The organism is Streptomyces bathyalis (genome assembly GCF_015910445.1).
Lineage (GTDB): Bacteria > Actinomycetota > Actinomycetes > Streptomycetales > Streptomycetaceae > Streptomyces > Streptomyces bathyalis.
This window is the reverse complement of the sequence record NZ_CP048882.1, coordinates 6,145,745-6,170,470: the sequence shown is the minus strand read 5'-3', so window position 1 is coordinate 6,170,470 and position 24,726 is coordinate 6,145,745. Positions and strand designations below refer to the sequence as shown.

The following is a 24,726-nucleotide window of genomic DNA, read 5'->3' as shown; positions in this document are numbered from 1 at the left end:
GCGACGGCGAAGGATTCCCGCTCATGCCGCTCCCGACCTCCTCCGCGCCCACCGACGGTGCCCGTGCCCCGCTGCTCGCGGGCGGCGCCGAAGGAGCCGCCGCGCTGCGTCCGTTGACCGGTGTGGTGATCGACGCCCTTCAGGAGGGGGCGGTGCGGCGCTGCGGTCCCCTGCCGGGCGGCGGGCCGCGGCGGGTGGCCGCCGACGTCGCCGAGGTGCTGCGCGGAGGTGTGATCCCCGAGCAGGGCAGCGGCGCGCGGGAAGCACTGGGTTCGCTGGTGCGCATGCTGGCCGAGGGCGCGGCCGACCCCGCGGATCCGCTCTGCGCGGCGCATCTGCACTGCCCTCCGCTCGCGGTGGCGGCCGCGGCGGAACTCGGGGCGAGCGCGCTGAATCCGTCGATGGATTCATGGGATCAGGCGCCTGCCGCTTCGGAGTTGGAGGCTCGGACGTGCAGGGCGCTGGCCCGGCTCGTGTACGACGGCGGGGCCGGGGGTGACGGCGGGCCCGGCGGCGAGGGGGCCGTACGGGGCAGGAAGGCGGTCCCCGACGCCCTGGTGACCACGGGCGGCACGGAGTCGAATCAGCTGGGTGTGCTGCTGGCCCGTGAGCGGCTCGGCCCGGATGTCCGCGTCGTCTGCGGCGCGAACGCACACCACAGCGTGCACCGCGCCGCATGGCTGCTGGGCCTGCCCGAGCCGGTGCGTGTCCCGGCTCCCGGCGGGGTGCTCGCCCCCGACCCGCTGCGTGCGGCTCTCGCCGGGCAGGGGCAGGGCGCTCCGGTCCTCGTGGTCGCGACCGCCGGCACGACCGATGCGGGCGTGATCGACCCACTCGGTGAACTGGCCGATGTGGCCGCGGAGTTCGGCGCGAGGCTGCATGTGGATGCGGCGTACGGCGGCATGCTGCTCTTCAGCCGGCGTCTGCGCGGGCTTCTCGCGGGTCTGGAGCGGGCCGACAGCGTCACCCTGGATCTGCACAAGCTGGGGTGGCAGCCGGTGGCAGCGGGGATGTTCGTGGTGCCGGACGAGCGGGATCTGTCGCCGCTCGACCACCGCGCCGACTACCTCAACGCGGATGACGACTGCGACGCCGGGCTTCCGGATCTGCTGGGGCGTTCGCTGCGTACGACGCGCCGTCCCGACGTGCTGAAGGTGGCCGTCACGCTGCGCGCCCTCGGCCGCAGCGGGCTGGCCGGGCTGGTGGAGCGGACCTGCGCGGTGGCGCATTCGCTGGCGGAACTTGTCGCGGCGGACCGGGAGTTGGAGCTGTTCGCCAGGCCGGAGCTGTCGACGGTGCTGTTCCGTCCGGTGGGCGCGGACGGTGCGGCGGTGGCCTCTGTCAGGCGCCGCCTGATGGCGGACGGCAGCGCGGTGCTGGGCCGGGCCGACATCGGTGCGTGCGCGGCCGGGTCCGGAAGCGGCGAGCAAGAGGACCTGTGGCTGAAGGCGACGCTGCTCAACCCGTACGCCCGCCGAAGCGACCTGGAGTCGTTGCTCAAGCTCGTGCGCGATGCCCTCCCGGATGCGGGGGCGGCTTCGTCGGCTCCGGCGGCGGCCGACCCGTCATCGCTCTCGCCGCCGCCTCCTCGGCCCGCGCTCGTCGACAGCATCACCAGCACCGCAAGGAGGCACCGCCCATGACGACAGCCGACGAATCGCGCACGGCCCGGCCCCCAGCCGCGGCGAAGCTGACGTCCGCGGTGCCGGGGCAGCGACGGCCCGAGGCGGACGGATCCGGCGGAGGTGCCGAATCTCCGCCGCTGGATGTCGTGGGCATCGGCGTCGGCCCGTTCAATCTCTCCCTCGCCGCTCTCGCACACGGCATCCCGGGTCTGCGTACCGCGTTCTACGAGCAGAGGCAGGGCTTCCACTGGCACCCCGGCATGCTCATCGAGGGCGCCACGCTCCAAGTCCCCTTCCTGGCCGACCTGGTCACCCTCGCCGACCCGGCCAGCCCGTGGTCCTTCCTCAGCTTCCTGAAGGCGCAGGACCGGCTCTTCCCGTTCTACTTCGCGGAGCGCTTCCACATCGAGCGCACGGAGTACGACGCGTACTGCCGCTGGGTCTGCGAAGGGCTGGACAGCCTCCACTTCGGCCACCGTGTGGACGCCGTGCGGTGGGATCCCCAAGCGGCGCTGTTCGAGGTCGACTTCACCCGGCAGGACGCCGACGGCCCCTCGGCGCAGGGCCGTTCGTACGCCCGCAACCTGGTTGTCGGCGTCGGCACGGCGCCGCATGTGCCCGAGCCGCTGCGCTCTCTGGCCTCGTCGGTGGGCGCCGGTGCGCCCGTCATCCACTCCTCGGACTACCTCGATCACCGTCAGCGTCTTCTTGAGGCCGGGCACGTGACCGTCGTCGGCTCGGGCCAGTCGGGTGCGGAGGTGTTCCTCGATCTGCTGCGGCGGCGCCCCGCGGGCCGGGAGGGGCTGCACTGGATCACGCGCAGCGCGGCGTTCGCGCCCATGGAGTACAGCAAGCTGGGGCTGGAGCACTTCACCCCGGACTACACGAGCTACTTCCACGGTCTGCCCGAGCCGGTGCGGGACCGTCTCGTCCCTCGGCAGTGGCAGCTGCACAAGGCGGTCGACCACGACACTCTCGCCGCGGTCCACGACGAGCTGTACCACCGCACGCTGGGCGGCGGCTGGCCGGACGCGGTGCTCACGCCGGGGGTGGCGGTCCGCACGGCGGGGCGCATCGGTGCGACGCGGGTGGAGCTGCATCTGGAGCACACCGAGCAGGACGTGCGCACGCGGCTGGCGACGGATGCGGTGGTTCTCGCGACGGGGTACCGGGAGCGACCGCTGGGAGGCGTGCTGGCTTCGCTGGAGCCGTGGCTGCGGCGGGACGCGTCGGAGCGTATCCGGGTCGACGAGCACTACCGGCTGGTGACGGACCGGTCCGTGTCCGGCTCCGTCTACGTGCAGAACGCCGAGCGGCACACGCACGGTGTGGGCGCACCCGATCTGGGTCTGGCGGCGCACCGCAGCGCGGTGATCCTCAACTCGCTGACGGGTGAGGAGCGTTACCGGCTCCCGCGGCGCACGGCGTTCACGACGTTCGGGCTGCGCCCGGAGGGTGCGCTGGCCAACGGCTCCCCCGGCGTGGCCGAGCAGGCGGACCGGCAGCACGCGGATTTCCGTCCGCTGCGCATGACATAGGGCATGGCGCAGGAGCCCTCCCGGGGGCTGGCGCTCGGCGGAATCAGAACCGCGGCACCGAATCCTGCGAGCCGCTGACAGGGCGCCGCCGGGGTGGAAGACTACCGGGATGTTCGATCACATTTCGATTCAGACCCAGGACCCTTCGGCCTCGGCCGCCTTCTATGACGCCGTGCTCGCGCCCCTGGGTGCCGGCCGCGTCCTCGACTTCGGGGAGGTCATCGGCTACGGCAGCGCCGGTCCTGCCTTCTGGCTGGGCCCGGCGACCGGGGGCGAGGCCCGCGAGGTGCACATCGCGTTCGCGGCGCCGGACCGTGCCACCGTCGACGCCTTCCACCAGGCAGCGGTCAAGGCCGGTGCGCAGGTGCTGCACGCGCCGCGGCTGTGGCCCGAGTACCACGAGTCGTACTACGGCGCGTTCGTGCGCGACCCGGACGGCAACAACGTGGAGGCCGTCTGCCACCGTCCCGACGGGCCTGAATGATCCATGATCCCCGGCGCAGGCCGGCGCGGTTCTGCGAGAGTGACCGCATGACGAACTCACCCGGTCACTCCGCAGGTTCCGGCCCCCTCCCGTACGGCACCCCCGAGGAGCCGCGGGTCGCCGTGCGCGGCGAGGCGACCCTCGAGTTCGACCCCGAGGTCGCCCGCATCACGGTGACGGTCAGCGCCCGCGGCACCGACCGGCGGGAGGCCCTGTCGTCGCTCACGCGCCGGAACTCCGAGGTGCTGGAGCTGGTCAAGGGGTACGGGGAGGCCGTGGAGAAGCTCGCCACGGGCACCTTCTCGGTCACGCCGGAGCTGACCGAGAAGGGCCGCCGGGAGAAGGTGCGCACCTACAACGGCCGCGTGCAGATCACGGCCACCGTCGGCGATTTCACGGCGCTGGGCGAGATGACCACGCGCCTCGCCGACCTGGAGATGACGCGGGTGGAGGGGCCGTGGTGGTCGTTGCGTGAGGACTCCCCCGCGCACCGGGAGGCCCGTCAGCAGGCGGTGCGGGAGGCGGTGACCCGGGCACGGGAGTACGCGGCGGCGCTGGACGCGGAGCTGGTGGCACTGCTGGAGCTGGCCGATCTCGGCGCGGAGAACAGTGGTGCGCCCTCACCTCCGCCGCTCGGGGCGCGCGCCGCGGGCTACCGTGGCGCGCCGTCGGCGGAGGCAGCTCCGGCGCTGGACCTGGAGCCGCAGCGGCAGCGGGTGCAGGCTCAGGTCAACGCCCGGTTCTCGATGAGCAGGCCCACCCTGTGAGCTTCTGAGCAACGGGCGGCCGCGGTCCCGGTGAAGATCTGAAAGCCGCTCATCGGAGCGGCCGCCCCCTCACTTTAGAAGTTGTCAATGGCCGCTTCGGTCAAGGACGTTGACGAATCCGCCGCGAGCAGGTCTCTACCTGTGGGTAAGTCGTAGGCTCGTGGCATGCGCCGCGCAAGGATCGTCTGCACACTTGGCCCCGCCAGCAACTCGTACGAGCAGATCAAGACGCTCGTCGACGCCGGAATGGATGTGGCCAGGTTCAACATGAGCCATGGCTCGCACGCCGAGCACGAAGGGCGTTACCACCGGGTGCGCAAGGCCGCCGAGGAGGCCGGCCGCGCCGTGGGAGTCCTCGCCGATCTTCAAGGCCCGAAGATCCGTCTCGGGTGCTTCCGCGAGGGGCCGGTACTGCTTGAACGCGGCGACGAATTCTCCATCACCGTCGAGGAGGTCGAGGGCGACCGCTCCCGCTGCGGCACCACCTACTCCGGCCTGGCCGCGGACGTCTCCAGCGGTGAGCGCATCCTCGTGGACGACGGCCGGGTCACGCTGGAGGTGACCGGCGTCGAAGGCTCCGTCGTGCGGACCGTCGTCGTCGAGGGCGGCATGGTCTCCGACCACAAGGGCCTCAACCTCCCGGGTGTCGCCGTATCCGTGCCTGCCCTGTCCGAGAAGGACGTGGAGGATCTGCGCTGGGCGCTGCGCACCGGCGCCGACGTCATCGCTCTCTCCTTCGTACGCAGCGGCGACGACGTGAAGGAGGTCCACCGGATCATGGCGGAGGAGGGCCGGTACCTCCCCGTGATCGCGAAGCTGGAGAAGCCGCAGGGCGTGACGAACCTGGAGTCGGTCGTCGACGCCTTCGACGGGGTGATGGTGGCCCGCGGCGACCTCGGCGTCGAGATGCCGCTGGAGTCAGTGCCTCTGGTGCAGAAGCGCGCGATCAAGCTGTGCCGGCGGAACGCGAAGCCCGTCATCGTGGCCACGCAGATGCTGGATTCGATGATCGACGCCTCGCGGCCGACGCGCGCCGAGGTCTCCGACGTCGCGAACGCCGTCATGGACGGGACGGACGCCGTGATGCTCTCCGGTGAGACGAGCGTCGGCAAGCACGCTCCCGAGACGGTCAGGACGATGGGACGCATCGTCGAGGCGGCCGAGGAGGAGGAGCTGGCCAAGGGGCTGCCGCCGCTGACGCAGCACAGCAAGCCGCGCACGCAGGGCGGAGCCGTCGCGCGGGCCGCCGCCGAGATGGGCGACTTCCTCGGCGCGAAGTATCTGGTGGCCTTCACGCAGTCCGGGGACACCGTGCGCCGCCTCTCCCGCTACCGCTCGCCGGTCCCCGTGCTGGCCTTCACGCCGGACCCCTCCACGGCGGCGCAGCTCAGCCTGACGTGGGGCGTCGAGGCGTTCACCGGCCCGACGGTGCAGACCACGGACGAGATGGTCGACCAGGTCGACGAGCTGCTGCTGAAGCTGGGCCGCTGCGAGGAGGGCGACCTCGTCGTCATCACCGCGGGATCGCCGCCCGGAGTTCCCGGTTCCACGAACCTCGTCCGCGTCCACCACATCGGCGAGGACGACACTCCCAGGCGCTGAGCGCCGGCGCTGACGGGCTCGGGGCCTTGGGTGCGCGGACGGACGCCCGCGGCGCCCGTCCGCGTCCCCGGTTCAGGCGCGGGCGATCGTCTCGTGGTGGCGGATCACCTCGGCGATGACGAAGTTGAGCAGCTTCTCCGCGAACGCCGGGTCGAGCTTCGCCGAGACGGCAAGCTCCCTCAGCCGCGCGATCTGCCTGGCCTCGCGGGCGGGATCGGCGGGGGGCAGATCGTGGTCGGCCTTGAGGCGGCCGACGCGCTGTGTGCATTTGAAGCGCTCCGCGAGCATGTGCACCACCGCCGCGTCGATGTTGTCGATGCTGTCGCGCAGCTCGATCAGCTCGGCGCGCACCGACTCGTCGACGCCTGCCGTTGTGTCCTCGCCGGAGCCGGTTGTTGAGCCCGTGCCGCTTCCGGGGCTCCCGCCGGTGCCGGTGCTGCTGGTCTCGCCGTGGATCTTCGCCATGCCTGCCGTTCCAGGTCGCGGGGATGGTGGCCTGCTACGACCCTATGCCGACCTCGCGGACGGGCCCGCGCCCGTACAGTGACAGTGACCGAGAAAACTCCGGGGGTGTTGTCGATGACGGCACAGGGCGCGCCGACAGGGCCTCCCGCGGACCCTGTCGAGCGGGGGTTCCCGCATCTGTCGACCGTGCGCGCCTCGATCACCGCGCTGTACAAGCGCCTCTCGTGGGACACCGTGCGGATCTTCGACACGAGCGTGCCCCCGAGCGACGTGGCCTTCTCCGACTCCGAGGACCTCTACGCCGGCGTGCAGCGCGTGGCCCGCGTCATGGTGCAGCAGTTCCGGCTGCCGGACGCTCGCATGATCGTCAGCTTCCGCGAGATGGAGCACGCCGCGCACGTCGAACTGGCAGCGGGCCCCGAGTACTTCATCGAGCTGAACGCCCGCTTCAAGCAGCACCGCCGCGACATCGGGGCCGCCCTCGCCCACGAGGTGATGCATGTGTATCTGCACCGCCTCGGGCTCGCCTTCCACGGCACGCGGGACAACGAGATCCTCACCGACACCGCCACCACCTATCTCGGCGCGGGCTGGCTGCTTCTGGACGCCTTCCGGCAGGACCAGCTCTCCTCACAGAAGCTGGGCTATCTCACGCCGGAGGAGTTCGGCTACGTCCTGGCGAAGAGGGCCGCCGTCTTCGGCGAGGGCCCCGAGGTGTGGTTCACGAGCCCGCAGGCGTACGAGGCGTATCTCAGCGGCAGCGGCCTGGCCCGGTCCGACGAGACGCGGCCGCCGCTGGCGGCCTCCGGCTGGGCGGGGCGGCGCCGCTACACACGGGACCGGCGCTACGCGCTGGGCCACCCGCGGAGCACTCCGTACCCGCCGGACGCGGACGCCTACTCGTACACCTTCGAGAGCCGTTCGCCGCTGCGGGTCTCCTTTCCCTGCCCGACGTGTCAGCAGCGCATCCGCGTGCCCGTACGCGGGAAGATGCGGGCGCGGTGCGGGCTGTGCCGCTCGGTTCTCGACTGCGACACCTGAGGGCTCGCGCCGTCTCTCCTGACGCGGCCGCCGTACTGTGGCAGCGCTCGGACTGCCGCCTGCGAAGGGGCAGTTGAGGCCCTGGTGCGCCTGCCGGCGCCGTGCGGGAGCCGAGCGGGGCAACCGCTTGCCGCACGCCCGGCGCGCAGGCGCGGTCCCATGACGTACGTTCGCGGTATGAGCCCTTCGATCGCCACCAACACCCGTGTCGAGCTGGACGGACTGCTCGACTTCGTACGCCCGCGCCACCGCGCCCTCCTCATCACCCGCCGCGCCGACGGCGCACCCCAGGCGTCACCGCTGACGTGCGGCGTGGACGACTCGGGCCGGATCGTCGTCTCGACCTATCCCGAGCGTGCGAAGACCGTCAACGCGCGCCGCGATCCACGCGTGAGCGTCCTCGTGCTCTCCGACGAGTGGAACGGCCCATGGGTGCAGATCGACGGGGACGCCGAGGTCATCGACGCCCCGGACTCCGTGGAGCCGCTCGTCGAGTACTTCCGCAACATCTCGGGCGAACACCCCGACTGGGACGAGTACCGTGCCGCGATGCTCAAGCAGGGCAAGTCCCTGATCCGCGTCACGCCGCGGCACTGGGGGCCGATTGCGACGGGCGGCTTCCCGGCTCGGCTGGCGGACTGAGCGGTCTTCCCGGCGTCCTGCCAGGGCGTATGCGGAGGGTGACCGTGCGTCCTTGCGCCCGGCGTGCTTCGGCACCCCGTGCCGGTCTGTTCCGTCGGGCTGCGAGGTGCGCTCACGCAGGTCATCATCGAATGTGCGGGGGCCTCACGGGAGGCGGTTGCATCCCGGGGCCGACTGTGCCCGATGCCGCTGCGCCCGAGTCTTACAGGGGAGTTGACGCAGAGATGACCACGACAGTGCCCATGGCCACAGCTACGCCGTCACGGACGCTGAGTGATCGCACGATGACAGGCGGGAGCGAGCTGCCACTGCCGACGGGAGTGGGGTTCGAGGCACCACTGTGGCTGCTGGCGGGTGTCGAGGACGAGGAAGAGACCAGTTTCGAGCCGAACATCTGGCGGGGCATCGACTGAGGACGCCGTCACGGGGCCGGGCATCGCCGCCCGGCCCTGGGTGAGGACCGGGCCGCCGGAGCCCGTCAGGGCCTGCTTCCCGCGCCCGCGTGGATCAAGGCCCACGCGGCGGTGATCCGGAGGCCCCGCCGGGCCGCCGGCGGCGCGCGTCGGTGCCGGACCGGGCGTGATCATCTCCGGCCCGTCCAGGACGATCCGGATCCGTCCGGGAGACCTCGGTCTCCGACGGCAGCAGGCTGCCGTCCGCACACCGGCCGGGCATCTCGAAGGAACCGGTCAGCGCTTGAAGTCCTTGCGCAGCTGGTCCAGATACGTCCGGGGGTCCGGCAGCAGTTCGGAGGCGAGGCGGGAGATGCGGGTGTAGGCCTCCAGGTGGGCCACGACGTCCGGCCGCTGGTCCAGGTACACGGCGCTCGTCAGACCCACCTCCGTATAGACGATGTCCTGCAACTCCCGTTCCTGGAAACGGAAGTAGGTGATGTGACCGCTCGCACCGGAGTGTGCTCCCGCGGCCAGCGGGAGGATGCGCAGGGTGATGCGGGGATCCTCGACCGCCTGCATCACACGGTCGATCTGCGCACGCATCACCTCGGGTCCGCCGACCTCACGCCGCAGCGCCGCCTCCTCCAGGACGACCCACAGCGTGGGCGCGTCCTCCCTCTCCAGCAGCGCCTGCCTGCGCAGACGAAGGTCCACGCGGTGCTCCAGCGCCTCGGCCGGCTCGTACGGGAAGCCGGCGCGTATGACGGCCCGCGCGTAGTCGCGGGTCTGCAACAGGCCCGTCATGTAGTGCGGTTCGTAGACGCGGATGACCTCGGCGGCCGTCTCCAGCGAGACGTAGGCCCGGAACCAGTCGGGCAGCGCGGTCTTGTAGTTGTGCCACCAGCCGGGCTCGTTCGCCCGCTCCGCCATGTCCGTGAAGTCGCGGGCCTCCTCGTCGGAGACCTCGTAGAACCGCAGCAGCTCCCTCACGTAGGGGAGTTTCAGGCTGACTTGGGCGTTCTCGATACGGCGGATGGTCAGGTGGCTGACGCCGAGAGCCTTGCCCGCGTCCTCGAGTTGGGCGTTCCTGCTCTCCCGCAGCTCCTTCAGTCGCTTACCGAGGACGATACGCAGCACCGTGGGCGCACTCTGGCCGCTCGGCAGTGCCTCGCTCACGCACAGGCTCCTGTCCACGACGGGCCGCGGATGAACACGAGCCTCAAGTTCCGCTGACCGCCGCGTAGTTGTGATGGTGATGGAAGAAAAGGACGAGGTCGAACGAAGCTATCAGAGCCGTCCGCGCACACGGCAGGCCCCGCACCACCGGGAGGTGGAGCGGGGCCTGCCTGCCGGGAGCCACCGGCGTCCGGTCGTCAGGATCCGCGCGACGCGTTCCGCTTGCCGCGGCCTCCTGACCGATGTGTCAGCCCGTCATGAGCATCTTCCCCGTCGCCGCGTCGACGACGGCGCGCTTGCCCAGCGCGCTCTTCAGCTCGACCTTCGTCTTGTCGGTCACGATCTGCTTGGTGCAGAAGTCGGCCTTCTTGTCCTTCTTCGACCAGCCGGAGACGATCACGAGCTTCTTGGTCTCGTGCACGCGCGCGCCGTACTTCGTCTCGCATCCACCGTGACCCACGGTCACGGTCAGGGAGTCGTTCTTGCCCTTGACCGGCGGCTGAGCGGCCTCGATCGGCAGCATGTCCAGGTGCCTGCCCTTGGTCTTCTCCACCTTCGGCCAGCTCTGCTCGATCTCAGTCGCGCGCTTCTCGAAGCGGGTCTGCTTCTCCGGTGCCTCGCTGCTGACGGTCTGCTCGCTGCCGCCGCACGCGGTCGCCGTGAGGGCCACGGCGACCATCGCCGGGGCCAGGACGAGCGCGGCCTTGCGTCGGGTGGTGCCTGTCGTGCTGTGTCGCATCTTCGATCTACCTCCTGCTTCACCGCTCTGACGGATCAGGTCCGCGAGAGGTTCCAGCCCTGCCTCGATCAACCGCTCCCACCGGGATCAGGCAGGTCACGGGGTTCTCGGGGGCGGTCACCGGCTCCACCCCAACCGGCAATGGACAGGAGCGGCCCCGTCGGCGCCTCCGCCCCGGCCGGGAAGCGCGGGGCGCAGTGGACAGATGACCGACGGCTCGGTAGACACGGCACATGAACCTCCCGGCGAAGCACCGGAGTTGGCCGCACCTCCCACCGGGAGCCTCCCTCCCCGCACCAGGCAGGCCCGTCCCCTGCCTCGGCCCGCTGGTGCCCTCGTACCGGCCGGGCGCGTAGAAGGGCCCGCGTGAGCCAGTCGTCGAACGAATTGAGCGGCAGAGTCACCGGGCCGGTCGTCCAGGCGGGGCACGTCGGGAGCGTGCACCTGGGGTCCAGGCCGCCGACCGCGATGTCGGGGCTGTCGCCGGCGCCACCGGAGTTCAGCGGCAGGGACGACGCCCTGCGGACGCTGGCTCACGCGCTGCGGCCGCAGACCGGCGATTCCCCGGCACCGGTCTCGACGCTCACCGGCACGGCCGGCGTGGGGAAGACGGCACTCGCCCTCAAGGCGGCCCACGACGCCGTGGCCGCCGGCTGGTTCCCGGGAGGCGTCCTCTTCGTCGACTTCCAGGGCTACGACGAGGACCGGCTGGTGCCGACCGAAGCCGTCGTCGCGAGCTTCCTGAGCGCGCTCGGCGTGCCGGACGAGCACTTCCCCCCGGCGTTCGACGGACGGCTCGCCCTCTACCGCTCGATGCTCGCCGACCTCGCGGACCGGCAGCGCGGCGTCCTGATCGTCCTCGACAACGCGTCCTCGTCCGGGCAGGTACGGCCGCTCCTGCCGGGACATGCCCCGCACCGCGTCCTGGTCACCAGCCGCCACACGCTCGGTGATCTGCCGGGCTCGCGCATCGTGGACGTCGACGTGCTGACGCCCGAGGAAGCCGACGCCCTGGTGGTCCGCACGCTGCGCATGCGCCGCCCCGGCGACACGCGCGCGGCGGAGGATCCCGGCGGGGTACGGGACCTGGCGGCGCTGTGCGGGCATCTCCCGCTGGCGCTGACCGTCGCGTTGTCGCTGCTGGCCGGCGACCCGGAGCTGTCGCTCGGTGAACTGAACGGCACCCTCCTCGACGACGCCCGTCGTCTCGAGGAGTTGTCGTACGGGACCGGCGCCACCGTCACCGCCGCCTTCGAGCTCTCCTACGCACGGCTCGGCGCCGAAGCGGCCCGGATGTTCCGGCTGCTGTCCCTCAACATCGGTCAGCAGGTCAGCGTCGGAGCCGCCGCGTCCCTCGCCGATCTGTCCCTGCCGAGGACGCGGAGGCTGCTGGCGGAGCTGCGCGAAGCGCACATGATCGAGCCCGGAAGGCCGCGCGGCTGGGTCCGGCTCCACGACCTGCTGCGCCTGTTCGCGGCGCGCCGCTTGAAGGAGGAGGACGAGGAGGAGCTCGTCGAGGCCGCCGTCGAACGGCTGCTGGCTCACTACCGCGATTCGGCCGGGGAATCCGTGGAGCGGATCGTGGCCGCCGCACGGATGCGGGAGCGCGCGGAGGACGTGGAGAACTGGCTGAACGTGGAGCTTCCGAACCTCCAGCGGGCCCTGTATCTCGCCCTCGGCCGCGGCCACTACGGTGTGGCGCTGCCCCTGGCACACCACGTCACCTGGTTCCTCAGACGGCGCCAGGACTGGCAGGCGGGACTCGAAGCGTGCGAGATGGCCATCGGTTTCGCCCAGGGCACGGCGGACGACGAGCAGTACGCGCAGGCCCTCTACAACAAGGGCGACCTGCTCAAGCACATGCAGAACCACGAATTCGCGCACTACACGTTCCTGGAGGCGCTGGCTCTGTACCGCCGGCTCGGCATACGCGAGGGCGAGGCGCGCACGCTGCACAGCCTGGGCACGGTCACCCGGCGGGACGGGCACCACCGGGCGGCCGAGGAGTACTACGCGGCCGCCCTCGCCCTCTTCGAAGAGCTCGGCGACCGGGCGTCCGTGGCGCACACCCTGCACAACCACGGCGACACGGCGCACCGGCTGGGCAACTTGCAGACTGCGGCGTCCCGATACGAGCGGGCTCTGGAGATGTACGAAGAGCTGGGCAATGCGGCGGGCCAGGCGCGTACGCAGCACCACCTCGGCAGAGTGGCCGTGGCGATGGGCCGGCCGGAGAAGGCCGGTGCGTTCTGGGAGGCGGCACGCGTCGCGTACGAGCGAGCGGACATGCCGCAGTACGCCGATGAAGTCACCGAACTCCTGGAGGAGTTGGGCACGGAGCGGGGCACGGACCTCGACGCCGCCGCCTCCGGGGAGTGAGCCGCGTGCCTCCCGCGACCGGCCGCGGTCACGCCCACCGCAGCGCCTTGGTACCCGCACACCGCGGTGCCCGCCCCGGTCGGGAGGAGCGGGCGCCGCGGCCGCATGGGTGCTGTTGCGTCTCGGGCGGCTTCGGGCCGGGCGTCAGACCGCCATGGCGCGGTCGTTGGGCCCGATGGGCGAGGGAAGCGCGCTCGCGCCCATGAGGAAGCGGTCGACGCCCTTCGCCGCCGAGCGGCCCTCGGCGATCGCCCAGACGATGAGGGACTGGCCGCGGCCCGCGTCGCCCGCGACGAAGACACCGTCGACGCTGGTGGCGTAGTTGCCGTCGCGCGCGACGTTGCCGCGCTCGTCCAGCTCGACGCCGAACTGCTCCACCAGGCCGTTCTCCCGGTCCACGCCGGTGAAGCCCATGGCGAGGGTGACCAGTTGGGCCGGGATCTTCTGCTCGGTGCCGGCCTTCTGCTCCAGCTTGCCGTCCTTCATCTCCACCTCGACCATGTGCAGCCACTGGACGTTGCCGTCCTCGTCGCCCTCGAAGTGGGTGGTGCTGACGGAGTAGACCCGCTCGCCGCCCTCCTCGTGCGCGGAGCTGACCTTGTAGAGCATCGGGAAGGTCGGCCACGGCTGGTTCGGGGGCCGCTCCTCACCCGGCTTGGGCATGATCTCCAGCTGCGTGACGGAGGCCGCACCCTGCCGGTGTGCCGTACCGACGCAGTCGGCACCGGTGTCGCCGCCGCCGATGACGACGACGTGCTTGCCCTCGGCGCTGATCGGGGAGACCGTCAGGTCGCCCTCCTGCACCTTGTTGGACAGCGGCAGGTACTCCATTGCCTGGTGGATGCCGTTCAGTTCGCGTCCGGGCACCGGAAGGTCGCGGGCGGTGGTGGCTCCCGCCGCGATGACGACCGCGTCGTGCCGCTTGCGCAGCTTCTTCGCGTCGAGGTCGCGGCCGATCTCCACCTCCGTGCGGAACTTGGTGCCCTCCGCGCGCATCTGCTCGACGCGGCGGTTGATGTGCCGCTTCTCCATCTTGAACTCGGGGATGCCGTAGCGCAGCAGCCCGCCGAGCCGGTCGGCACGCTCGTAGACGACGACGGTGTGGCCGGCACGCGTCAGCTGCTGCGCCGCCGCGAGCCCCGCGGGACCGGAGCCGATGACGGCGACGGTCTTGCCCGAGAGCCGCTCAGGCGGCTGCGGCGTGACGTACCCGTTGTCCCACGCCTTGTCGATGATGGTGACCTCGACGTTCTTGATGGTCACCGGCGGCTGGTTGATGCCCAGCACGCACGCCGACTCGCACGGAGCGGGACACAGCCGCCCCGTGAACTCGGGGAAGTTGTTCGTCGCGTGGAGCCGCTCGATGGCCGCGCTCCAGTCCTCGCGGTAGGCGTAGTCGTTCCATTCCGGGATCAGGTTGCCCAGCGGGCAGCCCTGGTGGCAGAAGGGGATGCCGCAGTCCATGCAGCGCCCCGCCTGCTTGCTGACGATGGGCAGCAGCGATCCCGGAACATAAACCTCGTTCCAGTCCTTGACCCGCTCCTCGACGGGACGTGACTGCGCGACCTCACGGTCGGTGTGCAGGAAGCCCTTGGGGTCAGCCATTGGTCGCCGCCTCCATCATCTTCTCGTAGGTCTCGGACTCGCTGAGTCCGGCTCGCTCGGCGGCGTCCTTGGCGGCGAGCACTGCCTGGTACGTGGCGGGGATGACCTTGCCGAAGCGGGTGATCGCCGTGTCCCAGTCGGCCAGCAGGGCCTCGGCGACGGTCGATCCGGTCTCCTCGTGGTGGCGGCGCACGGCGTCGTGCAGCCACTGCCTGTCGACGTCGTCGAGGTCCTCGTGCCCGAACACGGCGTCCCGCAGGCCCGCGTTGACGTTGTCCGGGTCGAGGTCGATGACGTAGGCGATGCCACCCGACATGCCGGCGCCGAAGTTGCGTCCCGTCTCCCCCAGCACGACGGCCGCGCCGCCCGTCATGTACTCGCAGCCGTGGTCGCCCACGCCCTCGGAGACGACGAGCGCACCGGAGTTGCGGACGCAGAAGCGCTCGCCCACGCGCCCGCGCAGGAACATCTCGCCGCCCGTCGCCCCGTAGGCGAGGGTGTTGCCGGCGATCGTGGAGAACTCGGCGAGGTGGTCGGCGCCGCGTTCCGGCCGCACGACGATCCGGCCTCCCGAAAGCCCCTTGCCGACATAGTCGTTGGCGTCGCCCTCCAGGCGCAGCGTGATGCCGCGCGGCAGGAACGCGCCGAACGACTGGCCGGCGGACCCGGTGAAGGTGAGGTCGATGGTGTCGTCGGGCAGCCCGGCGCCGCCGAACTTCTTCGTCACCTCGTGGCCGAGCATCGTGCCGACGGTCCGGTTGATGTTGCGGATCGCGATGCGGCCGCGCACGGGCTGCGCCTCCTGCGCGGAGTCGGCGGACAGCGCGTCCGCGGACAGCTTGATCAGCTCCACGTCGAGTGCCTTGGCCAGGCCGTGGTCCTGCTCGACGACCTGGTGGCGCACCGCGCCGTCGGGCAGGTCGGGGATGTGCAGCAGCGGCTCGAGGTCGAGGCCCTGGGCCTTCCAGTGGTCCACGGCGCGGGAGACGTCCAGCAGTTCGGCGTGCCCGATGGCCTCGTCGAGGGTTCGGAAGCCCAGCTCGGCGAGGAGCTCGCGGACCTCCTCGGCGATGAACTGGAAGTAGTTCACGACGAATTCGGCCTTGCCGTTGTAGCGCTCGCGCAGCACGGGGTTCTGTGTGGCGATGCCCACCGGGCAGGTGTCCAGGTGGCACACCCGCATCATCACGCAGCCGGAGACGACCAGCGGCGCGGTGGCGAAGCCGAACTCCTCGGCGCCGAGCAGCGCGGCGACGACCACGTCACGGCCGGTCTTCAGCTGTCCGTCGGTCTGCACGACGATGCGGTCGCGAAGCCCGTTGAGCAGCAGCGTCTGCTGCGTCTCGGCCAGACCCAGCTCCCAGGGACCGCCCGCGTGCTTGAGGGACGTGAGCGGTGAGGCGCCCGTACCGCCGTCGTGCCCGGAGATGAGCACCACGTCGGCGTGCGCCTTGGAGACACCCGCGGCGACCGTGCCGACGCCGACCTCGGAGACGAGCTTCACGTGGATACGGGCCTGGGGGTTGGCGTTCTTCAGGTCGTGGATGAGCTGTGCGAGGTCCTCGATGGAGTAGATGTCGTGGTGCGGCGGCGGCGAGATGAGGCCGACACCCGGCGTGGAGTGCCGCGTCTTGGCGATCCACGGGTAGACCTTCGGCCCGGGCAGCTGGCCGCCCTCGCCGGGCTTGGCGCCCTGAGCCATCTTGATCTGGATGTCGTCGGAGTTGACGAGGTACTCGCTGGTGACGCCGAACCGGCCCGAGGCGACCTGCTTGATCGCCGAGCGGCGCGCAGGGTCGTACAGACGTACCGCGTCCTCGCCGCCCTCACCGGTGTTGGACTTGCCGCCCAGCTGGTTCATGGCGATGGCGAGGGTCTCGTGCGCCTCCTGCGAGATGGAGCCGTAGGACATGGCTCCCGTGGAGAAGCGCTTGACGATCTCGCTGACGGGCTCGACCTCCTCGATGGGGATCGAGGGGCGCTCGTCCTTGAGCTGGAAGAGCCCGCGCAGGGTCATCAGGCGCTCCGACTGCTCGTCGACGCGCTGCGTGTACTGCTTGAAGATGTCGTAGCGGCGTGCCCTCGTGGAGTGCTGGAGACGGAAGACCGTGTCCGGATCGAACAGGTGCGGCTCGCCCTCGCGGCGCCACTGGTACTCGCCGCCGATGTCCAGCGCCCGGTGCGCGGGCGCGATGCCGGTGGCCGGGTATGCCTTGGCGTGCCGTGCGGCGACCTCCTTGGCGACGACGTCCAGGTCGGCGCCGCCGATCTTCGTCGTGGTGCCGTGGAAGTAGGTGTCGACGAACGACTCGTCGAGGCCGACGGCCTCGAAGACCTGGGCGCCGCGGTAGGACGCGACGGTGGAGATGCCCATCTTGGACATCACCTTCAGCACTCCCTTGCCGAGCGCCTTGATCAGGTTGCGGATGGCCTCCTCGGCGTCCATGTCGCCGGGCAGGAACGTACCGGCCCGCACCAGGTCCTCGACGGACTCCATCGCCAGGTACGGGTTGACCGCGGCCGCGCCGTAGCCGATGAGCAGCGCGACGTGGTGCACCTCGCGCACGTCGCCGGCCTCGACGAGCAGGCCGACCTGGGTGCGCTGCTTGGTGCGGATCAGGTGGTGGTGCACCGCGGAGGTCAGCAGCAGCGACGGAATGGGCGCGTGCTCGGCATCGGAGTGCCGGTCGGAGAGGACGATCAGGCGGGCACCGGCCTCGATGGCGGCGTCCGCCTCGTCGCAGATCTCCCCGAGGCGCTCGGCCAGGCCCCTGCCGCCCGCGTGCACGCGGTAGAGACCGGAGAGCGTGGTGGCCTTGAAGCCGGGCAGGTCGCCGTCGGCGTTGATGTGTATGAGCTTGGCCAGCTCGTCGTTGTCGATGACCGGGAAGGGCAGGGTCACGCTGCGGCAGGACGCGGCGTTGGGCTCCAGCAGGTTGCCCTGCGGCCCGAGCGAGGAGTTCAGGGACGTGACCAGTTCCTCGCGGATGGCGTCCAGCGGCGGGTTGGTGACCTGCGCGAACAGCTGCGTGAAGTAGTCGAAGATCAGCCGCGGACGGTCGGAGAGCGCGGCGATCGGCGAGTCCGTGCCCATCGAGCCGATCGGCTCCGCCGCGGTCTTGGCCATCGGCGCGAGCAGGACCCGCAGTTCCTCCTCGGTGTAGCCGAAGGTCTGCTGGCGGCGGGTGACGGAGGCGTGCGTGTGCACGATGTGCTCACGCTCGGGCAGGTCCGCCAGCTCGATGAGCCCGGCCTCCAGCCACTCCTCGTACGGCTGCTCGGAGGCGAGCTGCTCCTTGATCTCGTCGTCCTCGATGATGCGGTGCTCGGCCGTGTCGACGAGGAACATGCGGCCGGGCTGGAGCCGGCCCTTGCGCACGACGCGGGACGGGTCGATGTCGAGGACGCCGACCTCGGAGCCGAGGACGACGAGCCCGTCGTCGGTGACCCAGTAGCGGCCGGGGCGCAGACCGTTGCGGTCGAGGACGGCGCCGACCTGGGTGCCGTCGGTGAACGTGACGCAGGCGGGGCCGTCCCAGGGCTCCATCATCGTGGAGTGGTACTGGTAGAAGGCCCTGCGAGCGGGGCTCATCGAGTCGTGGTTCTCCCACGCCTCCGGCACCATCATCAGCACCGAGTGCGGCAGCGACCGTCCGCCCAGGTGCAGCAGTTCGAGCACCTCGTCGAACGTGGCGGAGTCGGAGGCGCCGGGGGTGTTGACGGGGAAGATCCGCTCCAGCGCCCGTACCTGCTCGCCCTCCTCTGCTCCGCGTCCGAACAGCTCCGAGGACAGCTGGGACTCGCGGGCACGCATCCAGTTCCGGTTGCCCTGGACCGTGTTGATCTCGCCGTTGTGCGCGACGAAGCGGTACGGGTGCGCCAGCGGCCAGCTCGGGAAGGTGTTGGTGGAGAAGCGGGAGTGCACGAGCGCGATGGCGCTAGCGAAGCGGCGGTCGGACAGGTCGGGGAAGAACGGCTCCAGCTGCCCGGTGGTGAGCATCCCCTTGTAGACGATCGTGCGGGCGGAGAGCGAGGGGAAGTAGACCCCGGCCTCACGCTCGGCGCGCTTGCGCAGCACGAAGGCGAGCCGGTCCAGCACGATGCCCGAACGGGGCGCGCCGGTGTCCTTGTCGGCCGTGGCGTCCTTCACGAACAGCTGGCGGAAGGACGGCATGCTCTCGCGGGCGCCCGGGCCCAGCAGTTCGGGCGCCACCGGAACGTCGCGCCAGCCGAGTACGGACAGTCCCTCCTCGGACGCCAGCGTCTCGATCTGCGAGACGGCCTCGGCGGCCTCGCCCTCTTCGGCGGGCAGGAAGGCGATGCCGACGGCGTAACTGCCGGCCTCCGGCAGGGCGAACTCGACCGTCTCACGGAGGAAGGCGTCGGGGACCTGGAGCAGCAGGCCGGCGCCGTCGCCGGTCTCCGGGTCCGCGCCGGTCGCGCCGCGGTGCTCCAGGTTGCGCAGTACGGTCAGCCCCTGCTGCACGAGATGGTGGCTGGGTTCACCGCTCAGGGTCGCCACAAAGCCGACCCCGCAGGCGTCATGCTCGTACCGGGGGTCGTACATGCCCTGCTTGGCAGGGTGGGCCGCCTGAAACGATGCACGCATCGGCTCTCCCGTCGTCGTCGTGGCCGGGCTCCCCCGGCGTAGGCGCCTGGGGGGCTGCAGGTCCCCCCGGAGGACCGGAGGGAGTGCCGAGGGACGACGTTGGCCCTCTGCAGAACAAATTTCCGTGAAGGTTACATGGTGGACCAGACCTCGGAAAAAAGATGTGTCGTCTCGGATCGTGGGCGCGACGACCACATGGCGATACCGGGAGGTTCGGCCCCCAGGACCTGCGCCGGGGGTACGGATGGCCCCTGCGCAGCAGCACGGTGTGCGGCCCCCTTGCGAGCTTCATTGCCCGCGGGCCTTCGGGCTCTTGCCCCGGGTCAGAGGGCCTGAAACCGCGTGGTAACAAGAAGATCGTACCGAGGATGCCGCCGATCGGGCCATGTGCTCACCCCAGAGCCACGCCGAAGGCGGCGCCCAGCGCGTACGTCACCGCCGCCGCACCGGCACCCAGCGCCAGCTGCCGCAGCCCGCTGAACCACCACTGCCGGGCCGTGACACGAGCCACCATCGCACCGCAGGCGAAGAGCCCGGCCAGGGCCAGCACGACCGCGTACCAGAGCGAGGTCGCGCCCAGCAGGTACGGGAGGACCGGCAGGACCGCGCCGACGGAGAAGGACAGGAACGAGGAGACCGCCGCGGTCGTCGGCGAGGGCAGGTCGCCCGGGTCGACGCCCAGCTCCTCGCGGGCGTGCGTCTCCAGGGCCTTCTCAGGATCCTCGTGGAGCTGCCGCGCGACTTCCATGGCGAGCCCGGGCTCCACGCCGCGCGACTCGTAGACGTCGGCGAGTTCCTTCAGCTCGTCCTCGGGGTGGCGCCGCAGCTCACGGCGCTCGACCTCCAGCTCCGCCTGGACCAGTTCGCGCTGCGAGGCGACGGAGGTGTACTCGCCCGCGGCCATCGAGAAGGCGCCGGCCACCAGGCCCGCGAGACCGGAGATGACGATGACCCGGTTCGAGGCGGAGCTGCCGGCGACGCCCGCCACGAGGCCGAGGTTGGACACGAGCCCGTCCATGGCACCGAAGACGGCGGGACGCAGCCAGCCGCCGTTGATGTCCCTGTGAGTGTGGGTGCCGTCCGCACCGCGCGCTGTGTCCCGCTCCATGACCGCCATGTCTTGTCCGCTTCCTCTGCCGCGGTGGAGCCGTCCGGCGGCGCCACCTTCCCGCGCTTCGAAGGTATGCGCGATGTGACCGGGGCCGCCAGCAAGGAAGGCCGAACTTACCTGGTGAGAAGGGTGCTCCCGAGAGAACGGCGTCCGCGGGGTTGACGCCCGCAGTCCGTGGCCGCAGGATTCCTGTCCGTGGCTGTAAACGTTTCCAGTTCTGGGGGTTCCCCCAGGCCCGCCAGGGCCGAGGGGGACCGTCGCCCGTTCACGGCCGCTCCTACGGCGTCAGGTCCGAGCCGAAGGAGCGGAGAGGCGTGGTGACGACAGGCGGACCCCCCACCGTCGAGACGATCGCCGAGCGCGCAGGCGTCTCCATCGCATCGGTCTCCCGCGTGCTCAACGGGCACGGGGCGCGGCCCGAGACCGTGCGCCGCGTCGAGCGCGCCGCCGCCGAGGTCGGATACGTGGCCAACGCCGTGGCCCGCTCCCTCAAGGGCGGCCGCACGAAGCAGCTGACCTTCGCCATGCAGGACATCGGCAACCCCGTGTACGTCGAGATGGTCCGGCAGATCCAGACGATCACCAAGGCCCAGGGCTACCGGCTGCTGCTGCACTCGACGGACGCGGTCGCCGAGGACGAGCTCGCAGTCGTCCGCAGCCTGGCCGACCGTACGAGTGACGGCCTGATCCTCTGCCCCATCCGCATCACGCCGGAGCACATCGAGGCGCTGCGGACCGCCGCGCAGCCGGTCGTCGTCATCGGCTCGCTGCCCGACGACGCCCCTGTCGACAGCGTGCGCGCCGACTCCGTCACCGGTGCCGAACTGGCCGTGCGCCACCTCGCCGGGACGGGCCGCCGCCGCATCGCCTTCATCAACGGGCCGGCCGACACGGTCCCGGGCCGCAACCGCCGCCTCGGCTACCGCAGGGCGCTCGACGCGTGCGGCCTGCCCGCCGATCCCCTGCTCACCGTGACCACGGAGTTCACCATCGAGGCGGGAGCCCGCTCGGTGGAAGCGCTGCTGGAGCGGGACGCTGCCCCCGGGGACGGCCTCGACGCCGTCTTCTGCGCCAACGACCAGCTCGCCCTCGGCGCCTCCCAGGCCCTCCACTCCCGGGGGCTGCGCATCCCCGAGGACGTGGCGGTCGCCGGGATGGACGACACGGTGCTGGTGCGGGCCTGCTGGCCGCCGCTGACCAGCGTCGACCTCGGCTCCGCGGAGCGCGGCAGGATCGCCGCCGAGATGCTGCTGGAGCGGATAGCCGGGCAGGGGCCGCCCGTGCCACCGCGGGTGCGGACCGTCACGCCCCGCCTGGTCGTACGCGCCTCCTCGGCTCCCGGCGCGTCCGCGCCCGGCGGCGCGGCCGACGGGGAGGTGACCTCATGAGCGTCACCGCCCCCGGTGCCTCCGCCCGCCCGAAGGGCGCAGGCACCCCGCCGCCCCGGTCCGCACCGGAGCGCAGAAGGGCACTCGGGCTGGACCGGGACGCATGGTTCCTGCTGCTGCCCGCCCTGCTGCCGATCCTGCTGCTGAGTGCGGGACCCCTGCTGTACGGGATCTCGCTCGCCTTCACCGACGCGCAGTCCGGCCGTACGGCGGTCACGAAGTTCACCGGCGTCGCCAACTTCGCGGACCTGCGGCTGGACTCCCTCTTCTGGGACTCCTTCAAGATCGGCCTCGTATGGGCCGTGTCCGTGACGGCGCTGCAGTTCCTGCTGGCGCTGGGCCTTGCCGTACTGCTCAACCAGAACCTCCGCTTCCGCTGGCTGGCCCGTACGCTCGCGCTCGTCCCGTGGGCGATGCCCGAGGTCGTCGTCGGCGTGATGTGGCGGCTGGTCTACAACCAGGACGCCGGCATCCTGAACGCCACGCTGCGCGACCTGCATCTGATCTCGGAGAACGTCGACTGGCTCGCCGGTGTCTCGCTCGCCCTCCCCGCCGTGATCGTGGTCGGCGTGTGGGCGGGGATGCCGCAGACGACCGTCGTCCTGCTGGCCGGACTGCAGAACGTACCGCTGGAGCTGCACGAGGCGGCGGCCCTCGACGGCGCGAGCGTGTGGCGCCGCTTCAGGGCGGTCACGTGGCCCGCGCTGAAGCCGGTCGTGCTCGCGATCACCGCGCTCAACTTCATCTGGAACTTCAACTCCTTCGGACTGGTCTATGTCCTGACCGGCGGAGGCCCCGGTGGTCAGACCCGGCTGCCGATGCTCTTCGCCTACGAAGAGGCCTTCCGCTACGGGCAGTTCGGCTACGCGGCAGCCATGGGCCTGGTGATGGTCGCGGTCATCGCGGTGCTGCTCGCGGTCTTCCTGCGCAACCGGCTGAAGGAGGACGAGCAGTGATCACCACCCGATCGGGCACCGCGCGCGCCGGGCAGTACCTGGCACTGGTCTGCTATCTGGTCTTTCTCGCCTTCCCGCTCCTCTGGCTGGTCTCCACGGCGTTCAAGTCCCCGCAGGAACTGGGCTCCGTGGACGCGTCGTGGCTTCCGCACGACCCCTCGCTGGACAGCTTCACCGCCGCGTTCGGGCAGCAGCCACTGGCGCGTTCGGCGCTCAACAGCCTGATCGTGGCGTCCTGCGCGGCGGCGATATCGGTGGCGATCGCGGTGCCTGCCGCGTACGTGATGGTCAGGTACCGCTCGGCGGTCGGCAAGGCCGCGACGGGCTGGATCCTGGTCAGCCAGATGTTCCCGTTCGTGCTGGTCATCATCCCGCTGTTCCTGGTGCTGAAGAGCCTCCACCTCATCAACTCCCTGACGGGCCTGGTCCTTGTGTACGTGGTGTGGAACCTGCCGTTCGCGCTGTGGATGCTCCAGGGCTACGTACGTGCCGTGCCCGCCTCGCTGGAGGAGGCCGCCGCGATCGACGGATGCGGGCGCCTGCGCACCCTGCTCAGCGTGGTCCTTCCGCTGCTCACACCGGGGCTGGTCGCGACGGTGATGTTCTCCTTCGTCACCGCCTGGAACGAGTTCTTCTTCGCCCTGGTCCTGCTCAAGTCACCGGAGAAGCAGACGATGTCCGTGATCCTCACCCACTTCATCGGCGCGGAGGGCGCGGCCGACCTGGGGCCCCTCGCGGCGGCCGCGCTCATGGCCACCCTCCCGAGCCTCCTGTTCTTCGCGCTGCTCCAGCGACGTCTGGTCAGCGGCATCATGAGCGGGGCGGTGAAGGGCTGATGCGGCGCCGCGACTTCCTCGCCACGACCGCGGCGGCGGCCTCCGCTCCCGCCCTGATCGGCGGCTGCGCGGGATCCCCCGGCGATTCCGGACCGCTGGAGTATCTGAGCCTCGCCTGGCAGAAGGAGTCCATCGAGGTCAACAAGGCGCTGGTGGCCGAGTGGAACGAGCGCAACCCGTCGGTGAAGGTCCGCTATGTGCAGGGCGCCTGGGAAAGCGTCCACGACCAGCTGCTGACGTCCTTCGAGGGCGGCGAGGCACCCGACATCATCCACGACGAGGCCAACGACCTCACCGACTTCGCACACGGCGGCTACCTCGCCGATCTGCGGCCACTGCTGCCCGAAGACCTCAAGAGCCAGATATCCCGGGCCAATTGGGAGACGGCCACGATCGCCGGCGGCATCTATGGCGTACCGTTCCTGCACGATCCGCGGGTGCTGATCGCCAACCGGAAGCTGCTGGAGGAGTCCGGTGTGCGGATGCCGACGGTCGGGCGGCCGTGGAGCTGGGGCGAGTTCGAGGACGTCGCGAAGGAACTCACCCGTTCCCGGGGAAACAGCCGCACGTACGGCGTCGCCTGGTCCATGAAGGAGCCCGTCAACCAGTCGGTGAACCTCACGATGAGCACCGGCGGCGCCGTCTTCCACCGCGAGCGCGGCAAGGACGTCATCCGCTTCGACGAGGCCGACTACGGGGTCCCCGAGCTGATACACCGGCAGGTCAATGAGGACCGCACGGCGTCCAGGAGCACCCTCGGCATGGCCGGCTCCGACACCCTTCCCGGGTTCTTCGCCGGGCGCTACGCGATCGTGCCGCTCAACTTCTCCTTCCGGCAGCAGGTCCAGCAGCAGGCGCCCGACGGCTTCGAATGGGTGACGCTGCCGATGCCCGCCGGGCGCGGCGCCCCGGGCGGGGGACAGTTCCAGGGTGTGAGCCCGCAGACCCTGTCCGTCTCGCAGGACACCTCGCGGAAGAAGGCAGCCATGGCGTTCATCGCGTTCATGACCCGGCCGGACCATATGGCGCGCCTCGCCGAGGGCGACTGGCTGGTGCCCACGGGACGCGAGGCGCTGCGCGATCCCGCTCTCAACACCGACGAGCACGGCTGGAGCACCGGGCTCCGCATCGCTTCCGACCTGCGGGCCTCCCCCGTGCTCGGGGTGCGCGGCTATCCCGAGTGGAAGGACAAGGTCGCCACTCCGGCCTTCCAGGAGTACTACGCGGGCAGCATCGGCCTGCGCGCCCTCCGCGACAAGCTCGTGGACGACGGCAACCGCATCCTCGCCAGATACCAGCGCTGAGCCGCCCCTCGCACACCCACGGCCACGGCACACACGAGTCACAGCACAGAACGGCAATCCGCAC

The 24,726-nt window shown here is 70.9% G+C and carries 19 protein-coding genes; 13 read left to right on the top strand and 6 right to left on the bottom strand.

Going from position 1 to position 24,726, the window contains the following annotated elements:
* Positions 1-23: 23 nt before the first annotated feature.
* From G4Z16_RS26715 to pyk, 5 genes are all read left to right on the top strand, one after another.
* On the top strand, positions 24-1,643 hold the full coding sequence (locus tag G4Z16_RS26715; RefSeq protein ID WP_197353182.1) for a pyridoxal phosphate-dependent decarboxylase family protein: 1,620 nt from the start codon (positions 24-26) through the stop codon (positions 1,641-1,643).
* Positions 1,640-3,163 (top strand): lysine N(6)-hydroxylase/L-ornithine N(5)-oxygenase family protein, encoded by a 1,524-nt coding sequence (locus G4Z16_RS26710; protein ID WP_197353181.1) that lies wholly within the window; start codon positions 1,640-1,642, stop codon positions 3,161-3,163. The genes G4Z16_RS26715 and G4Z16_RS26710 overlap by 4 nt, the downstream gene beginning before the upstream one ends.
* A gap of 109 nt (positions 3,164-3,272) precedes the next feature.
* On the top strand, positions 3,273-3,647 hold the full coding sequence (locus G4Z16_RS26705; RefSeq protein WP_197353180.1) for a VOC family protein: 375 nt from the start codon (positions 3,273-3,275) through the stop codon (positions 3,645-3,647).
* Between the two features lie 47 nt (positions 3,648-3,694).
* Positions 3,695-4,414 carry an SIMPL domain-containing protein gene (locus G4Z16_RS26700; RefSeq protein WP_197353179.1) on the top strand — a complete coding sequence of 240 codons (720 nt, stop codon included), beginning with the start codon at positions 3,695-3,697 and terminating at the stop codon, positions 4,412-4,414.
* A 165-nt stretch (positions 4,415-4,579) separates the two neighbouring features.
* Positions 4,580-6,016, top strand: coding sequence for a pyruvate kinase (gene pyk / locus G4Z16_RS26695; RefSeq protein ID WP_197353178.1), 1,437 nt, complete (start codon positions 4,580-4,582; stop codon positions 6,014-6,016).
* Between the two features lie 72 nt (positions 6,017-6,088).
* Here pyk and G4Z16_RS26690 read toward each other — a convergent pair whose 3' ends face one another.
* Positions 6,089-6,481 carry a chorismate mutase gene (locus G4Z16_RS26690; protein WP_246531087.1) on the bottom strand — a complete coding sequence of 131 codons (393 nt, stop codon included), beginning with the start codon at positions 6,479-6,481 and terminating at the stop codon, positions 6,089-6,091.
* Between the two features lie 114 nt (positions 6,482-6,595).
* Between G4Z16_RS26690 and G4Z16_RS26685 the strand changes: the two genes are divergently transcribed.
* From G4Z16_RS26685 to G4Z16_RS26675, 3 genes are all read left to right on the top strand, one after another.
* On the top strand, positions 6,596-7,522 hold the full coding sequence (locus G4Z16_RS26685; protein WP_197353177.1) for a hypothetical protein: 927 nt from the start codon (positions 6,596-6,598) through the stop codon (positions 7,520-7,522).
* 177 nt (positions 7,523-7,699) lie between these two features.
* Positions 7,700-8,164 carry a PPOX class F420-dependent oxidoreductase gene (locus tag G4Z16_RS26680; protein ID WP_197353176.1) on the top strand — a complete coding sequence of 155 codons (465 nt, stop codon included), beginning with the start codon at positions 7,700-7,702 and terminating at the stop codon, positions 8,162-8,164.
* Between the two features lie 224 nt (positions 8,165-8,388).
* Entirely contained in the window at positions 8,389-8,577 is a 189-nt protein-coding gene (locus G4Z16_RS26675) for a hypothetical protein (protein WP_197353175.1), read from the top strand.
* A gap of 276 nt (positions 8,578-8,853) precedes the next feature.
* On the opposite strand, the gene G4Z16_RS26670 is transcribed toward G4Z16_RS26675, so the two are convergent.
* Both G4Z16_RS26670 and G4Z16_RS26665 read right to left on the bottom strand, forming a co-directional pair.
* A complete protein-coding gene (locus G4Z16_RS26670) occupies positions 8,854-9,735 on the bottom strand; it encodes a helix-turn-helix domain-containing protein (RefSeq protein ID WP_197353174.1) in 882 nt (293 codons plus the stop codon).
* Between the two features lie 247 nt (positions 9,736-9,982).
* Complete coding sequence (locus tag G4Z16_RS26665; protein WP_197353173.1) at positions 9,983-10,474, bottom strand: hypothetical protein; 492 nt, start codon at positions 10,472-10,474, stop codon at positions 9,983-9,985.
* Positions 10,475-10,840: 366 nt separating this feature from the next.
* Here G4Z16_RS26665 and G4Z16_RS26660 point away from each other — a divergent pair, with 366 nt between their 5' ends.
* Positions 10,841-12,853, top strand: coding sequence for a tetratricopeptide repeat protein (locus tag G4Z16_RS26660; protein WP_197353172.1), 2,013 nt, complete (start codon positions 10,841-10,843; stop codon positions 12,851-12,853).
* Positions 12,854-12,997: 144 nt separating this feature from the next.
* Here G4Z16_RS26660 and G4Z16_RS26655 read toward each other — a convergent pair whose 3' ends face one another.
* The 3 genes from G4Z16_RS26655 to G4Z16_RS26645 form a co-directional block, all read right to left on the bottom strand.
* The gene (locus G4Z16_RS26655; RefSeq protein ID WP_197353171.1) at positions 12,998-14,458 is read right to left on the bottom strand and encodes a glutamate synthase subunit beta; all 1,461 of its coding nucleotides are present in this window, start codon (positions 14,456-14,458) and stop codon (positions 12,998-13,000) included.
* Positions 14,451-19,067, bottom strand: coding sequence for a glutamate synthase large subunit (gene gltB, locus G4Z16_RS26650; protein WP_246531086.1), 4,617 nt, complete (start codon positions 19,065-19,067; stop codon positions 14,451-14,453). The genes G4Z16_RS26655 and gltB overlap by 8 nt, the downstream gene beginning before the upstream one ends.
* A gap of 391 nt (positions 19,068-19,458) precedes the next feature.
* Positions 19,459-20,184 carry a VIT1/CCC1 transporter family protein gene (locus G4Z16_RS26645; RefSeq protein WP_197353170.1) on the bottom strand — a complete coding sequence of 242 codons (726 nt, stop codon included), beginning with the start codon at positions 20,182-20,184 and terminating at the stop codon, positions 19,459-19,461.
* A 308-nt stretch (positions 20,185-20,492) separates the two neighbouring features.
* Here G4Z16_RS26645 and G4Z16_RS26640 point away from each other — a divergent pair, with 308 nt between their 5' ends.
* From G4Z16_RS26640 to G4Z16_RS26625, 4 genes are read left to right on the top strand one after another with little or no spacing between them, the layout of a single operon-like run.
* Positions 20,493-21,566, top strand: coding sequence for a LacI family DNA-binding transcriptional regulator (locus G4Z16_RS26640; RefSeq protein WP_246531085.1), 1,074 nt, complete (start codon positions 20,493-20,495; stop codon positions 21,564-21,566).
* The gene (locus G4Z16_RS26635) at positions 21,563-22,522 is read left to right on the top strand and encodes a carbohydrate ABC transporter permease (RefSeq protein ID WP_197353169.1); all 960 of its coding nucleotides are present in this window, start codon (positions 21,563-21,565) and stop codon (positions 22,520-22,522) included. Before G4Z16_RS26640 ends, G4Z16_RS26635 begins: the two co-directional genes overlap by 4 nt.
* The gene (locus tag G4Z16_RS26630; protein ID WP_197354935.1) at positions 22,522-23,358 is read left to right on the top strand and encodes a carbohydrate ABC transporter permease; all 837 of its coding nucleotides are present in this window, start codon (positions 22,522-22,524) and stop codon (positions 23,356-23,358) included. Before G4Z16_RS26635 ends, G4Z16_RS26630 begins: the two co-directional genes overlap by 1 nt.
* Positions 23,358-24,662, top strand: a complete 1,305-nt coding sequence (locus G4Z16_RS26625; protein ID WP_197353168.1) for an ABC transporter substrate-binding protein — start codon at positions 23,358-23,360, stop codon at positions 24,660-24,662. Before G4Z16_RS26630 ends, G4Z16_RS26625 begins: the two co-directional genes overlap by 1 nt.
* Positions 24,663-24,726: the final 64 nt, after the last annotated feature.

What these genes read in the sequence shown, in the direction of transcription:
- G4Z16_RS26665 (WP_197353173.1), bottom strand. Translation starts at nt 10,474, where the DNA reads ATGCGACACAGCACGACAGGCACCACCCGACGCAAGGCCGCGCTCGTC.
- G4Z16_RS26635 (WP_197353169.1), top strand. Translation starts at nt 21,563, where the DNA reads ATGAGCGTCACCGCCCCCGGTGCCTCCGCCCGCCCGAAGGGCGCAGGC.
- G4Z16_RS26625 (WP_197353168.1), top strand. Translation starts at nt 23,358, where the DNA reads ATGCGGCGCCGCGACTTCCTCGCCACGACCGCGGCGGCGGCCTCCGCT.
- G4Z16_RS26680 (WP_197353176.1), top strand. Translation starts at nt 7,700, where the DNA reads ATGAGCCCTTCGATCGCCACCAACACCCGTGTCGAGCTGGACGGACTG.
- G4Z16_RS26705 (WP_197353180.1), top strand. Translation starts at nt 3,273, where the DNA reads ATGTTCGATCACATTTCGATTCAGACCCAGGACCCTTCGGCCTCGGCC.
- G4Z16_RS26645 (WP_197353170.1), bottom strand. Translation starts at nt 20,184, where the DNA reads ATGGCGGTCATGGAGCGGGACACAGCGCGCGGTGCGGACGGCACCCAC.
- G4Z16_RS26690 (WP_246531087.1), bottom strand. Translation starts at nt 6,481, where the DNA reads ATGGCGAAGATCCACGGCGAGACCAGCAGCACCGGCACCGGCGGGAGC.
- G4Z16_RS26685 (WP_197353177.1), top strand. Translation starts at nt 6,596, where the DNA reads ATGACGGCACAGGGCGCGCCGACAGGGCCTCCCGCGGACCCTGTCGAG.
- G4Z16_RS26675 (WP_197353175.1), top strand. Translation starts at nt 8,389, where the DNA reads ATGACCACGACAGTGCCCATGGCCACAGCTACGCCGTCACGGACGCTG.
- gltB (WP_246531086.1), bottom strand. Translation starts at nt 19,067, where the DNA reads ATGCGTGCATCGTTTCAGGCGGCCCACCCTGCCAAGCAGGGCATGTAC.
- G4Z16_RS26655 (WP_197353171.1), bottom strand. Translation starts at nt 14,458, where the DNA reads ATGGCTGACCCCAAGGGCTTCCTGCACACCGACCGTGAGGTCGCGCAG.
- G4Z16_RS26700 (WP_197353179.1), top strand. Translation starts at nt 3,695, where the DNA reads ATGACGAACTCACCCGGTCACTCCGCAGGTTCCGGCCCCCTCCCGTAC.
- G4Z16_RS26710 (WP_197353181.1), top strand. Translation starts at nt 1,640, where the DNA reads ATGACGACAGCCGACGAATCGCGCACGGCCCGGCCCCCAGCCGCGGCG.
- G4Z16_RS26715 (WP_197353182.1), top strand. Translation starts at nt 24, where the DNA reads ATGCCGCTCCCGACCTCCTCCGCGCCCACCGACGGTGCCCGTGCCCCG.
- pyk (WP_197353178.1), top strand. Translation starts at nt 4,580, where the DNA reads ATGCGCCGCGCAAGGATCGTCTGCACACTTGGCCCCGCCAGCAACTCG.